The 13,672-nt window shown below is 47.4% G+C and carries 11 protein-coding genes; 7 read left to right on the plus strand and 4 right to left on the minus strand.

Annotated features, from left to right (window positions below; genetic code table 11):
• Window positions 1–120 precede the first annotated feature (120 nt).
• Window positions 121–1,755 carry an ATP-dependent endonuclease gene (locus tag AC6R0R_RS14350; RefSeq protein ID WP_487901511.1) on the minus strand — a complete coding sequence of 545 codons (1,635 nt, stop codon included), beginning with the start codon at window positions 1,753–1,755 and terminating at the stop codon, window positions 121–123.
• Window positions 1,756–1,974: 219 nt separating this feature from the next.
• On the opposite strand from AC6R0R_RS14350, the gene AC6R0R_RS14355 reads away from it, so the two are divergent.
• Together AC6R0R_RS14355 and AC6R0R_RS14360 are read left to right on the plus strand one after the other, a co-directional pair.
• Window positions 1,975–3,696, plus strand: a complete 1,722-nt coding sequence (locus AC6R0R_RS14355; RefSeq protein WP_500627168.1) for a bifunctional metallophosphatase/5'-nucleotidase — start codon at window positions 1,975–1,977, stop codon at window positions 3,694–3,696.
• A gap of 716 nt (window positions 3,697–4,412) precedes the next feature.
• Window positions 4,413–4,604 (plus strand): hypothetical protein, encoded by a 192-nt coding sequence (locus AC6R0R_RS14360; protein ID WP_500627169.1) that lies wholly within the window; start codon window positions 4,413–4,415, stop codon window positions 4,602–4,604.
• A gap of 65 nt (window positions 4,605–4,669) precedes the next feature.
• On the opposite strand, the gene AC6R0R_RS14365 is transcribed toward AC6R0R_RS14360, so the two are convergent.
• Window positions 4,670–5,227, minus strand: coding sequence for a PhnA domain-containing protein (locus tag AC6R0R_RS14365; protein WP_334551864.1), 558 nt, complete (start codon window positions 5,225–5,227; stop codon window positions 4,670–4,672).
• 193 nt (window positions 5,228–5,420) lie between these two features.
• Between AC6R0R_RS14365 and AC6R0R_RS14370 the strand changes: the two genes are divergently transcribed.
• The gene (locus AC6R0R_RS14370; protein WP_500627170.1) at window positions 5,421–6,503 is read left to right on the plus strand and encodes a site-2 protease family protein; all 1,083 of its coding nucleotides are present in this window, start codon (window positions 5,421–5,423) and stop codon (window positions 6,501–6,503) included.
• A gap of 97 nt (window positions 6,504–6,600) precedes the next feature.
• Here the strand turns inward: AC6R0R_RS14370 and AC6R0R_RS14375 are convergent, their stop codons facing one another.
• Entirely contained in the window at window positions 6,601–7,389 is a 789-nt protein-coding gene (locus AC6R0R_RS14375) for a M48 family metallopeptidase (RefSeq protein WP_487901506.1), read from the minus strand.
• Between the two features lie 147 nt (window positions 7,390–7,536).
• Between AC6R0R_RS14375 and AC6R0R_RS14380 the strand changes: the two genes are divergently transcribed.
• From AC6R0R_RS14380 to AC6R0R_RS14390, 3 genes are all read left to right on the plus strand, one after another.
• Window positions 7,537–7,980: a hotdog fold thioesterase gene (locus AC6R0R_RS14380; RefSeq protein WP_500627171.1), complete on the plus strand. Its 444-nt coding sequence runs from the start codon at window positions 7,537–7,539 to the stop codon at window positions 7,978–7,980.
• The gene (locus AC6R0R_RS14385; protein ID WP_487901547.1) at window positions 7,970–8,200 is read left to right on the plus strand and encodes a DUF3389 family protein; all 231 of its coding nucleotides are present in this window, start codon (window positions 7,970–7,972) and stop codon (window positions 8,198–8,200) included. The genes AC6R0R_RS14380 and AC6R0R_RS14385 overlap by 11 nt, the downstream gene beginning before the upstream one ends.
• Window positions 8,201–8,292: 92 nt before the next feature.
• Window positions 8,293–9,990: an SgrR family transcriptional regulator gene (locus AC6R0R_RS14390; protein WP_500627172.1), complete on the plus strand. Its 1,698-nt coding sequence runs from the start codon at window positions 8,293–8,295 to the stop codon at window positions 9,988–9,990.
• A 400-nt stretch (window positions 9,991–10,390) separates the two neighbouring features.
• On the opposite strand, the gene AC6R0R_RS14395 is transcribed toward AC6R0R_RS14390, so the two are convergent.
• Window positions 10,391–12,523: a TonB-dependent hemoglobin/transferrin/lactoferrin family receptor gene (locus tag AC6R0R_RS14395; protein WP_500627173.1), complete on the minus strand. Its 2,133-nt coding sequence runs from the start codon at window positions 12,521–12,523 to the stop codon at window positions 10,391–10,393.
• 247 nt (window positions 12,524–12,770) lie between these two features.
• Between AC6R0R_RS14395 and AC6R0R_RS14400 the strand changes: the two genes are divergently transcribed.
• The gene (locus AC6R0R_RS14400; protein ID WP_500627174.1) at window positions 12,771–13,667 is read left to right on the plus strand and encodes a LysR family transcriptional regulator; all 897 of its coding nucleotides are present in this window, start codon (window positions 12,771–12,773) and stop codon (window positions 13,665–13,667) included.
• The last annotated feature ends 5 nt before the right edge of the window (window positions 13,668–13,672 follow it).

Here is a 13,672-nt window from a genome sequence, read left to right on the forward strand (position 1 = left end):
CTTCCCCCCGATTGAGTATCTTCTTCGCACTCTCAACCTGAATGAGTGAGCCTTTTGATACAACGGCATCTCTTTGTGATTTGCCGTTTTTTCGTTTGTTGGTCATGCCGATTTATAACCTTAGGGCGTGTTGCCGTTCGCCATCGTAATCACGCGCTTTAATGTCCATCTAAGCAGTATTGGAATGCACTCGACGCCTTGCTCTTCACAATGGTGGACCAGTGCGAGTGCTAAGTCGGGTTTGGCGTATTTCTTCAGCACCCTCGCGACCACCTTTTTCGCGGGAATAGGATGATCCAAAGGCACCTTGATTTTTTCCTTGAAGAAAGATTCAAAACCGTTGTTGTAAAGATAGTGTTCGATGTCTCGATCGGGCAGCTCGGTGAGACGATGTCTTTGCTGATCATGCCCCAATTGCGCTTTTACCGCCGCCGCGTACTTTTTGCCGGCGGCATCGCCATCCGTCACCACATGCCAATCGATACCAAAGGCTTTAGCCACTTTGATCAGAGATTTCAGCCCCGACTGCGCAAACTCGATAATTTGCACGCCCTCTGCGGCGAGGTTATAGCCGCATTGATTGGCCAGTTCATTAAACAGCCACACTTCCGTTTCTCCCTCCACCAACAACCAACAACGCGCAAACAGCGCTCCGGATCGGTGAAAGCGAATGTGGAAACCAATCCGTCGAAGCTCATCGCGGCTAAAACGTTGTTCTGGCAAGTAGTAGGTGATGGTTTTATCGGATTGTCGCACTAGACGTCGCAGGCTGCGCATTGGCACTTGACCAAGTAACTCTCCACTGTTGGTGGTGAGAATCTTTTGCATTGGCAGCAACTGCAACAGCCCCCACGCGCGAGCTAGGTGGGTGGGGTGTAAACGACCTTCGGGATCTTCAATGATCAGCAGAGGACGTGCGCAGCGACGAAGTTTGTTTGGCCCTTTAGCCTGTAAATAGGCGTTGAGGAGTGTCATAAACAGTAACCGCGTCTGCTTATTGTGCGTTTCCGCGACGACCTGCGTAATGCTCTTGTTGCTGCTTGGAGCATTAAAGAAGATGCCGTCACGCTGCTTCCGCGGATTCTTACGACTGCTGGATTTAAAGGAGAAATAGTGATCGACCAACACGTTCATCGAGTTGAGGCTACTGCGCATTTCGCCTTTGTTGACATGGCCAGGGATAGCCATCAAACGGCGGCAAGTGTTATCAATGCGTTTCTCTGATCGTTCATTGACGCCGTTACCGTTGCTGAAAGGGCGTTCAAATCGGCGGGAGTCTTTTAACCGAATCACGGGGTGAAGTGACATCAACTCCTGAGCAAGCTTCTCTGAGTGGTGTAACGGCAAAGGATCCCCTTGATCGTTGAGAAAAGCATAGCGGGTCGAGATGGAATGCCCGTCGCGTGAAGCACTTAAACGGTAAATAATCCTTTGTACACCTTCCTCGTCGGTGATCCAGATCGGTTTGATTTTTCGATAGCGCCCGGAGCGAACTTCATTTTTATCCGTCGCGATAAGGCTGAGCACAATTTGTAAGTGTTGGGTTTGCGGATGAGCAATGGAGTAATCAACATGAAAGTCCGTCATTTCAAATTGATACGGTGTGCCTTCAGACGGCAAGGCAACGCTCAGTGCGTCGAGCAGTGACGATTTACCCCAGGTGTTTTCGCCAATCAGCGTGGTGAGTTCATCAAATGCGATAGATAAGCGGCGGATACCGCGAAAGCCAGAAATTTCGATTCGCTCTAATCTCATAGAGTCACTCCGTTTTGGCTATAGACAGTTTAAGCATAATCGAAAAAGTGTGGTTTAGCAGATATTTACCTCACAAACAGGCAATTATGCACAAGTCACACTGAGCGATGTATATCAAATGGCATGTTCAATAAAAGTGTGAAATATAATGAATCTGTCATACCGATTGCGTTAGGATGACGGGAAAAGAGAGTAAAGAAGACAGATAAAAACTATAACATGACAAAATTACGTATAGCACACATTAACGATACCCATTCCTATTTTGAACCCTCCTCGTTACAGCTCACATTGAACGTGAAAGGTGACACACTCACACCTTACGTCAGCGCTGGGGGCTTTGCTCGCATCGCCACTCGCGCCAAACAGCTGAGAGACGAGGCGCAACAGGCCGGTGATGCCTTCCTCTTTCTCCACGCAGGAGATTGCTTTCAAGGCACGCTTTACTTTTCGCTGTTTAAAGGGGAAGCAAACGCCACCATGCTCAATGCGCTAGGCATAGATGCCATGGCGTTAGGCAATCATGAGCTTGATATGGGCAACTTACCCGTCGCGCAGTTTGCCCAGCGAATCGAGTTTCCACTGCTTGCAGGTAACTGGGATCTGAGCCAAGAGCGCCAAGACAAACCCACACGCCTATCCGATAACCCAAAGGTTATCGCCTATCAATCCCCAACACGTACGGCTGGTTGGATAGAGAAAACGGTCGGGCAAAGTAAAGTGGCGATTTTCTCCCTAGCGTTGGATAAGATGGAAGACATCTCTAATCCAGATGTTGATACGCCGTTTGTCTCCACCATTGAAACCGCGCGGGCCACCGTGGCTGCCATCCATCAAGCGGGGATCCGCAATATTATTTTGCTTAGCCATATGGGCTACGACGCAGACTTGGATATCGCCAATCATGTCGATGGGATTGGCTTGGTGATTGGCGGCCACAGCCATCGCCTGCAAGGCGACTTCTCGGCGCTCGGACTTGCGAAAGACGTCGAATACGGAGTGAAGGTCAACAATACCTATGTTGTGCAAGCAGGCTATCACGCACTGAGCATGGGTCATTGTGACATTGAGTTTGATGATCACGGACAGGTGATCGCATTTCACGGAAAAAATGAGCTATTACTAGGCCGACAACTGTTTATTGATGCTTCGCGAAGTCAGGCGCATACAGAAAGCCGTTATCAAGCCGCGAGACATTTTATTGATGCGTATCCTCAAGCGGTGGTCTGCAAAAAAGATCCCACGGTCTATCAACTTTTAGAGCGCCAATACAGCTGTCATGTCCGCAGCCTACAAAACACATACATTGCGGATGCGGGTCGCTATCTTCGCCATGTGAGGATCCCTGATACGCAAGGGCCGAGCGAACTCGCGCCTCTCGTCGCGCGCTCTTTTGTCCATTCGATGCGCAAGCGCGGTATGACAGTGGATTTTGCCATTCACAATGCCGGAGGAGTGAGAAACTCACTCAATATTGGCCAAGTGAGTGTGGCAGACATTGCTGGCAAACTTTTGCCCTTTGCCGTTCCTATTGGCGTATATGAAATTGAGGGGCAGCATCTTTATCGCGTGATAGAAGGCGCCATCAACAACGCGCTCAGCAATGGAGTTGAAGGGACAGGGGATGGTTCTTACCCATACACGTACAACTTGCGCTTTACCTACAATGAATCGTCACCCATCGGTGAACGAATCACGCGGCTAGAGGTGAGAAGCTCAGGCAACCAATGGGTGAAAGTTGAACAAAATCAAACCTATGTAGGCACATCATCGGCTTACACCATGAAAGGGAAAGAAGGCTACGACGCCATCTTGAACATGGCTGGCGAGGGAGTGGTGACCCCCATGTCGATGGCCGATTGTTTTATCGAAATGCTCCAAGACTGTCCCGACACCCTCAATGCCAAGCACGTAGGGACATCAAAATCCAAATTGGCATAGAGTATGCTAAGCCATCAATGTCAGCAGAGAGACCGAAACGGTTTACGATAAGCGAACTCAAAGGTAAGACATTATGTGGCGTAAAGACTGGATTGATGTCGTCGTGGTGATCAGTTGGATAAGCGTTTGGTCAGCATTGGTGTATTTCGTACCAATGGGCACGATTTAACAGTGATGCTCACCGACGTGATGATCCCATTAAACATATAAGAGCGCACATTCACCGTGCGCTCTTTTCATTTTTGAGGATTCGTCATACCACCGCTGCGGAAAATAAACATTAGCAATTGTTATGGCTTTAAGCCAAATAATTCGATAAGTTATGGTTCTAACCTGCAAATTTCTATCAATCTGGTGGTAAATGACGCTACCGAGCGCTCACACAGCGATCAAGACAGTAAAAACGCCACATCAGTAGCAACGAGACGACGACAAGATGGATATCAACAAGTTAATGACGAAAATTATGCACGACCAGGTGTAAAAGTTTTGTAAACGGCGCAAGAGAGAAGAAATGTCTGTAGAAAAACTATGCACATTAACGAGAACTCTACGCACTTTTTAACCCCTTTGACGCATAATCCGTTTTTTGTTCTGTTAACGACTTGTTTTATTAGAAAATCTAATTTGAATAGGGAAATTTTGTCATTTTTTGGCCAACATAAGTTTGTCTATTATTAGCCCAACAAAACGTACAGATTTATAGAGAGGCAATCATGGCACAAGCAATGCAAATGGGCACACTAAACCCAACTATCTCTATGGACAAAAAAACCTACGCGGTTTCTTTCAAAGGATTGATTGCTCACTTACTCGATATTCTATTTACCGACAACAGCCATCCCCGCGCGTACTATGCGGATCAGCTGTCAGGTCACATGCAAAAGGATATCGGTCTCTACCGTTAACACCAAACTTTAGTACGAAAACGCCAGCTCACATCGAGCTGGCGTTTTGCTTTCTTAACGGCTCATTACTTCTTACGAGTAAATTCAGCAATCACGTACATCGACTGACCGCCGTTTGCTTTACCAGAAACAAGCTTAGGATCGTCACCAATGCTGATGCCACGGATAACCGTACCTTGCTTAATGACTTGGTTGGTGCCTTTTACGGGAAGGTCTTTGATTACCGTTACGTCGTCACCTTTCTTTAGCTCAACGCCATTGCAATCAAGAGGTTTGTCATCAGCAGACATACCTTGCATCGCCCACGTTTTCTGATCTTCTTCCATGTACATCATGTCTAGCGCGTCTTGTGCCCAGCTCTCGCTGTTGAGGCGCGTTAACTGACGCCAAGCGGTCACTTGTACAGGTGGAACTTGACTCCACATGCTGTCATTGAGGCAGCGCCAGTGGTTAATGTCTTTTGGCTCATCAATTTCTGATAGACACTTGTCGCAAACCATAATCGCATGATCAACGGTCACGTGACTGTGAGGCGGCACTGCATAAGCCGTCAATGGTGCGTCACTGGCGCACAATTCACACTTAGATTCACAACGTTCTAGCATAGTAGCTTCTGAAGACATAAAGGACTCACATTTGATGGGTGTTTAATCTAGGCGGCTTATTATGCACACTATCGGGTAAAAATAAAGGGCGTGAACGATCGTTCAGTTGATATATATTAAGTGACAGCGTCACAGATAAGCTTTACCTGAGGTATTCAAGTCGGCATAATTCTCGGGTGAATTATGCGCATACCTAACCAAAGGAACCCTCTTGGAACTCTTTTCTATCGACTTTCTAGGCAAGCCGCTGCGGGGCGAAGCCTCTATGGCAGGCTGGCAACAGATCTATTGGGACAACCACTTAGTGTCACAACTCGATGCCAATGCCGAGCACGGACACGAATCAAGCCACCAATTTGAGTTACGCAAAGGGGATGAGCGCTTGGCCTGCAAAGTGGATTTGACGTTACATTGGCAGCCGTTTTCACTTGAGGTGAGAGTGATACTCAACGATCAACTCTATTCAACCACCACACGCACGGAAAAAGACATTGAACGTCAGCAGCCGACGCGACCACCAAAGGCAGAAAGACGATTTAGCCTGATCGGCTTAGTCTCTTTGGGTATGAAAGCGCTAAAAAGCGCCAAACTGATTAAGGTTGTACTGGCATCAGCCAGTTTAGCCGCCTATTCATGGCTGTTCTCGTTTCAGTTTGCCTTAGCACTACTGGCTTGCTTAATCTTTCATGAATATGGGCACGTCAAAGCAATGAAGTACTTTGGTATGAAAACCAAAGGCATCTATTTAGTTCCGTTTCTCGGTGGTCTCGCTCTCAGCGACGAAAAGATCAACACTCGCTGGCAAGACGTGGTGATCTCAATCATGGGGCCAATGTTTGGCTTCATCCTTTCATTACTGTTGACGTTAGTCTATCTGCTCACAGGGGAAGCCTTCTTTGCGGGGTTGGCGGTGTTTAATGCACTGCTGAATTTGTTTAATTTGCTGCCTATTTTGCCTCTCGACGGCGGCCATATTCTAAAAAGCATCAGCTTCTCAATGAACAGCGTCGCTGGCATCGTACTGTGCAGTGCGGCAGCTGGGGCAGGGGTCTTGCTCAGCTATTCGCTCGGTCTAACCTTGTTTGGCTTCTTGCTCATCATGGGCATGCTTGAGATCGTATTGGAGTGGCGTGGCCGCCATGCGAGCCATTTATTACCGCTCGACCGATATGGACAAGTTGTTTCATCCATATGGTATGTGGGCTTGGTAGCGGGGTTAGTCGCGATTATTGCCTTCTTTGCTAATACGGGCGATGAGTTGCTACGCCTACCTCTATTGATATTGGGCACCTAATTGACCCGATACGTACCGCGCTATCACACTTACAGCATGAACTAGGTAGAAACAACGGGAGCATGCTCCCGTTGGTCATTGTGTAGAGTATGCACACTCAGCATTGTGGTTTGCTTACGCTGCTCGCTGGCAGCGTTTTCATTTTCGCGCTGAGATCATCAATACGTGTACTGTGAGAGGGGTGGGTCGAGAGTAGCTCAGGCGGCGTATTGCCCCCGGAGGCTTTCGCCATATTTTGCCACAGCGCGACGCTTTGTTTAGGGTCAAAGCCGGCTTTGGCCATCAATTCTAACCCAACGATATCCGCCTCGGATTCTTGGGTACGCCCGTAGGGCAACAGCACGCCATATTGAACGCCAACGCCAAGTGCCGCCATTGTCATGTCGCGATACTCTGAACTGCCCAACGCAATGTTGGTGATTTGTAAGCCTGCATTGGCGATTTGAGATTGAGATAAGCGCTCGTTACTGTGATCGGCGAGTACGTGCGCAATTTCATGGCCAATCACCGTTGCTAGCTGATCTTGATTGACCGCGACGTTTAACAACCCGGTGTATACGCCAATTTTTCCTCCGGGGAGCGCAAAGGCGTTGACTTGGTCACTGTCGAATACCACCACTTCCCACTCGTCAAATCCCGCTTGCTTGGGCACATGAGCCGTAATGGTTTTGGCAACGCACTGCACGTACGCGTTCGTTTTGGCATCGGTACTGATCGGCTGTTCGCTTTTCATCTGTTCAAACGACTGGGCACCTAACGAGCTCATATCTTGATCGGAAAATAAAATCAGCTGTGATCGCCCCGTCGGCGATGAACTACAGGCAGACAACGCGAGGCTTGCAGCGATTAAGGATAGCGACAAGCCGCGCTTATAAGTGATGTGCATGACGTTCTCCATCTAGGTAACGAATGTGCCAGCGTCGGCATTGTGAGTCATGACGCTTGAGTTATTCCGCTTCATTATGCTACAACGCGACTCTGTTTCCTACGCACCAACCGCGCGACAACGCTTTTTATTACGACGGATCACAGAATGAAAATATGGAAAAAAGAGATCGATCTGGAAAAACTCAATCAAACCTCAAAAAACACTCTGATTGAGCATCTCAATATCGTCTATACCGATTTTGGTGATGACTCCCTAACGGCCACCATGCCCGTGTGTCATTTTACCCACCAACCACTCGGTATGCTTCATGGCGGCGCTTCAGTGGTGCTCGCAGAAACACTCGGTTCACTGGCCGCAAACTTCTGTGTTGATAACGAAAGCTATTGTGTTGGACTTGATATTAACGCCAACCACGTTCGCGCGATGCGGGAAGGGCATGTCATCGGTACAGCCAGACCCGTGCATTTAGGCGTTTCTACACAAGTGTGGCAAATTGATATCACCGACGAAAGGCAACGACTGGTGTGCACCAGTCGCTTGACCATCGCGGTTAAGAAACATCGTGGAACGAAAGCTCATGCTGATTGAGTTCAGTTTAGGGAAAATCATCGCGACCCCCAATGAAGTGGTGATTAAGTTAGCAGGGCCGGGTAGAGTCACGTTGCAAGCCCAAGCGGACGCCGTCATGCTCTATGGTGGCGGTAACGTGATTGCGGTAAGAGCGTCTGAAGCTAGCTGGTCAATCTCGCTCGATAACGCCCATCAATTAACCCAAGTTGCTGAGCAATTAGGTATCGCAATATCATAGAACTCGGTATTGGGGTGAGATATCAAAACTTGCATGTGAGCTCATAAATGAGGAAACTAGTTTGGAATCCAAAACCAACGAATTTCCCCTTTATGAGTAGCCCAAGATTACGCGTCCAGTTCGAAACTTTATTTGAGCACTACCAAGGCAAAGATTGTGGTGTCCAACTAGAAGAGATCACAGAGATCTTATTCTGCACACGGCGAAATGCGCGAATCGTGCTGAATAAAATGGAAGAAGAGGGGTGGCTTGAGTGGCACCCAGCACCGGGGCGCGGCAAGCTCTCCCAGTTGGTGTTCAAACGTAGCCGCAGTGACGTCAGCGAAACTCTAGCTCGCCGATATTTAGATGAGGGAAAAATCAGCCAAGCGCTCAAAGCGCTCGATCAAGATACCGCTAAGTTAGCTCAAGTGATTGAAAGCTACTTAGGCGTGGTCCACCAGCAAGGTGAGCAGGTGATTCGCTTACCCTACTATCGCCCCTTATCCACTCTCAATCCCGCTAAAAGGGTTCGCCGTTCAGAGCTGCACATCATCACGCAGATATTCAGCGGTTTAACTAAAATTGGCGATCAAGAGCGTATCGAGCCGGATATTGCGCACAATTGGGAGTTGGTGACACCGCAGCATTGGCGCTTTTACATTCGTAGCGGGGTACGCTTTCACAACGGAGAGTTGCTTACTATTGAGCACATTTTGTCCGTCCTGCGCCGATTGAGCCAAAACACGCTCTTTTCTCATATCGAATGCGTTGAGTGTCGTTACGCTAACACTATTGATGTATACCTTTCTAGGCCTGATTACCATTTGCCTGTTCTGTTAGCAGAGTCGAGTGCGAAGATCACGTTGCCAGAGCGAGACCAACAAGACGATTATGACGCGTTTCCCATTGGTACAGGACCGTTCAAAGTGGTTCAAAATGATGCCAAACGTCTGGTACTTCAAGCGCACGATGGGTATTTTGGCTACCGACCTTTACTCGATCGTGTGGAAGTATGGGTGATTGAGCGTGCGCTCTCTTCAATGATTTTTCCGAGCCTTTCACAGCCAATTGCGACTGGCATTGAGCGTGTCACAGATAATGTCGAGCTGGACCCGGGTTGTACCTTTTTACTCCTCAATCGTAAAACGGGACTGGCTAAAGAGTCACAATGGGCAAGCTATTTCCATGACCGCCTAGCCACGCTCAATTTATTTAAACAAATTCCTGATGAGAAATTAGTCGAGTTGGGCGCTCTGCCGGCACATGGACTCAAGCCAGGTTGGTATCACCACATAAAAACCGACGCTGTCGAGGCTCCCTCAACAGAGCGAGAGGTGACGGTTGCCTACCAATCGCAACACCCGATGTTTCCGACTTTGGTTAAGTGTATAGAGCGTGTTCTCAAACAAGACAAGGTATCAGTTCGCCTCATTCGTTATGAGCACGAGACACCTGATCTCGCCGATGTGGATATCTGGGTTAAAGCGATGGGCATCACTAACAATCGTGATGATGCATTGGCTGCTTGGTTACTCAGCTATAGCGATATTGAAGCGATGAGCCAGTCAGATGACTTTCAATATTGGCAGCAACTTGTGATGGATTGGCAAAGTGATCAAAACCGGCCTTTTCCCGCTAAAGCACTAGGGCAGTCTCTTGTGGAAAGAATGCAGTTAATTCCGATGTTCCACTGTTGGTTGGGAGTGAGTAAAGATCAATGCGGTTCATTGCAAAATGCGCAGTGTAACGCGTTGGGTTGGTTTGATTTTAGTTCAGTGTGGGTGAAACCAGAACTCGGACAGCTATAGTCTCAAGCACTCACTGCTCAATGTTAACTATTTGTAATAAAGGTATGTGTTATCTCAAAGATAAGACGGATTTATGTGTCAAAAATAAATCATAGCGCAGCTTTTTTGAACTGAGTCGATAAAACTGGCAAAAAAGTGAACATTTGGACTTTGCACGACGACGTAAACTGTTAGAATTACCGAAGTTTAAATTCGGTATTTTCAACAAGTCAACGAGGTTCATAATGGAACTAGGTTTAATCGTCGCTTTCATCGTCGCTGCTGCGCTTATGGTTAAGAAAGAGATGGCTAGCTCAAACGCTTAATGGATTCCAACCCTTTTTTATTCACTTTTATTGGAAACCAAAAAAAGCTCCCTTTATTTAAAAGGGAGCTTTTTTGTTTTTGACGTCGTCAATATTTAGAATTCGTACTTAGCCGTGATTGCCCAGTTACGACCCGGTTGAGTGAAATCTTTGTCCTCTTCTACAAAGCCTTTGACATCATTCCACTCGTAATACTCTTCGTCCGTTACGTTGAAGAGTCCGGCGCGTAGCGTCAGATCTTTCATTGGTACGTAGTAAGCCGTTAGGTCGACAATGGTCGCGGCATCAATACCGATGTAATCTCCACGAGTTGAGCCTTCAGAGTTGATGTCTTTGGCTTTCTTCTCCGCGTTATAGGTGACAGTCAACGCGCTACCCCAAGTACCAGCAGGTGCGTCGTAATTGAGGCCAACCACAGTGTTCCATGGTGTCACGTCGTTAAGTGGTTTACCTTCTCCATCTTCACCCTCGGTGTAAGCCGCGGCAACACGCGTACTGATCCCGTTAAGTGGCAACTGCTCATCCCAATAGAATGTGTTTGAGAGCTCTATACCTTTGATGGTTGCTTGATCAATGTTGATGTATTGAATAACGGCGGGATCCGCTGGCGTAAATGAACCGCTGACCGTATCGCTAGAGATAAAGTTGTCGTAGTCACTGTAGAACACGGCCAACTCTGTAGCTGAGTTCTCTGTGTTATGGCGCCAGCCTAACTCATACGAGACACTCTTCTCTGCCTCAAGATCAGGGTTAGGTTTATTGATGTAGCCATAATTAGGGTTGCCATAGGAGTAGTACAACTCTTGGAAATCAGGGGCTCTAAAACCTTGACTCACTTGAGCAAAGAGTTTGTGCTGCTTATTCAGTGCATACACCGCACCTAGACGTCCAGTGAGAGCAGAATCGGAGAACTTTTGGTAATCAGACGCTGGGTTTTCACTTGGGTTTTCCGAGCTGTCGCCAGGTTTTGTCTCAAAACTGTCAAAACGGACACCTGGAGTCAGCGTAAGTTGACCAATGGTGATCGTATCTTCGATAAATAAGCCGTAGTTTCGTTCAGAGGCAGAAGGAATGTAGAAAATCGTTTTGTCATCATCAATCGAGTTGTATTCGTTATTGATGTTTTTGATATCTTTATCGGCAAACGACAGTCCGTAGACGAGGAAGTGCTCCGTTGAACCTAGGTTAAATCCTTTATCAAACTGCGCGTCAAACTGGAAGCCTTCGTCCGAATAGAGGTAATCTTTACGCTGCACGTTACCGGCCGTCGGTAAGAACATTCCGCCATTTGAGGTACGATTGGTCACGCCATTTTCTTCTTTGCTCAACCAATCCAACTGCCAGGTCACCGTGTCTGCAATAGACGCGTCTGCATTCCAAATGTGTTTAATGCCGATCTGCTGCTTGTCGGTCGTATCATCACCGTTGTAATCACTGTAGCTGTCGCTAATAAACTGCGTGTCTACCGTATCGTGCAAGATATTACCCGTAAACTCGAAACGGTGATCATCTGACGCTTGGTATTGAAGCTTAACCAATAAACTGTTAGCCGTGGTGTCTTGCTCATCAGGCTCGCCAAAGTTATCGACTTCATTCCCATCCCTGCGCGTGTAGGCGACGAGACTTTCTAAATTGCCTGTTTTGTTGGCAAGTGCAATCGACTCACTGAACGTATTGTCAGAAGATGAGAAATTGAACTTAGCATGGCCACCAAAATTTCGACCTTTCAGTAAATCACTCGGGTCGATGGTCTGAAAAGCGACGATCCCACCGATAGCGCCTGAGCCATAAAGGGAAGAGGCGGCCCCCTTAACCACTTCAACCGATTTTAGCAGGTCAGTGTCTACATCAATACGTGAGGAGTTGATAAAGTTGTACGACTGACCACCGCTTGGCGCGAACTGATTGGTTTGGTTGACGCCATCCACCAAAACTTGAATTCTGTTGCCTTCCATGCCGCGAATGTTGATGCCTTGCACACCTTGACGTGAGTTTGTCTGTACACTCACACCCGGTGTGTACTTGAACAAATCCTCAAGACCTGTGGTCATATTGCTTTCGATTTCGTCGTTATCGATCACCGCAACCGATGCAGCAACATCACTAAGCTGTTGATCAGTACGCGTTGCCGATACCACAACTTCGTCAAATAGGGCATACTCTTGTGCATACGCACTCGTTGTTAGGGCTAAAACAATCGAAGCCGACAATAGTGATTTCTTATACATTTATGATTACCTTAAATCCATTAGGTTTGGTTGAACGGCCTGAATTTTATTGGATCTAAATGATAATTACTATCGTTATCAATATCACCTTTGATTTGAACTTTTGGAATTAGAATGAATCCCAACAACATTTCATATATAAAACAAAAACTTAAACTTGTAGAATAGTCAGCGTACTAGTAAAAACAAGACTTCATTAGTGAGATATAGGTCACAATAATGATTCTCATTTATAGGAATGTAAGCGATGCAAAGCCCGATAACGTTAGAAGCCTTACACATATTGGACGCGATTGATCGAAGAGGAAGCTTTGCGGCCGCCGCGAATGAATTGGATAAAGCGCCATCATCTTTGAGCTATCAAATTCAGAAACTCGAGCAAGACCTCGATATCACCATCTTTGATCGCTCTGGGCACAAAGCGAATTTCACTGAGGCAGGCAAACTGATTCTCGAACGCGGTAGGGCGATATTGGCGGCGACAGAGAAACTCGTCAATGACGCCAGTGTGATAGCCAATGGGTGGGAGCTCGATATTACACTCGCGTTCGATGGCATCATTCCTGTTCACAACTTTTTCCCCCTTGTCGATGCGCTTGGCAATGTCAGTTCAACTCGAGTCAAACTGCAAGAAGAGATTTTAGCCGGCAGTTGGGAGGCATTGAGTACGGGTCGAGCTGACCTGTTAGTGTGTCCGAAACTGGATGCGCTTCCCCATGACGTTAAGGCTGAAACTTTAGGGGAAATGAAAATGATTTGGGTCGCGGCCAGTGATCACTATGTACACAAACGTTCAGGCGCATTTAATGAGTCTGCGCGTGAGAAGTATCGTGTTATTGCGATTGCGGATACAGCAAGAGAGCAACCGGCGATCAGCATCAATGTGATGCAGCGCCAACCGCGTTTAACCGTCACGACCTTTGCTGCCAAAGTCGATGCTCTGCGCAGTGGCCTAGGCATAGGAACGCTGCCTGCCGAACTGGCGCAAAGCTTGATTGAAAAAGGGGAACTCAAACAGATCACCGATACCGAAGCTGTCACCATCGACATCGTCTTAGCTTGGAAGCGCAATAAAATGGGCGAAGCCAAGTCTTGGTGCATCCAATACCTGAAGAAAAACTGGAAGTCTCTGGCAAAAATCTAATATCA

The organism is Vibrio sp. R12-SW3-ISO1 (assembly GCF_059834005.1).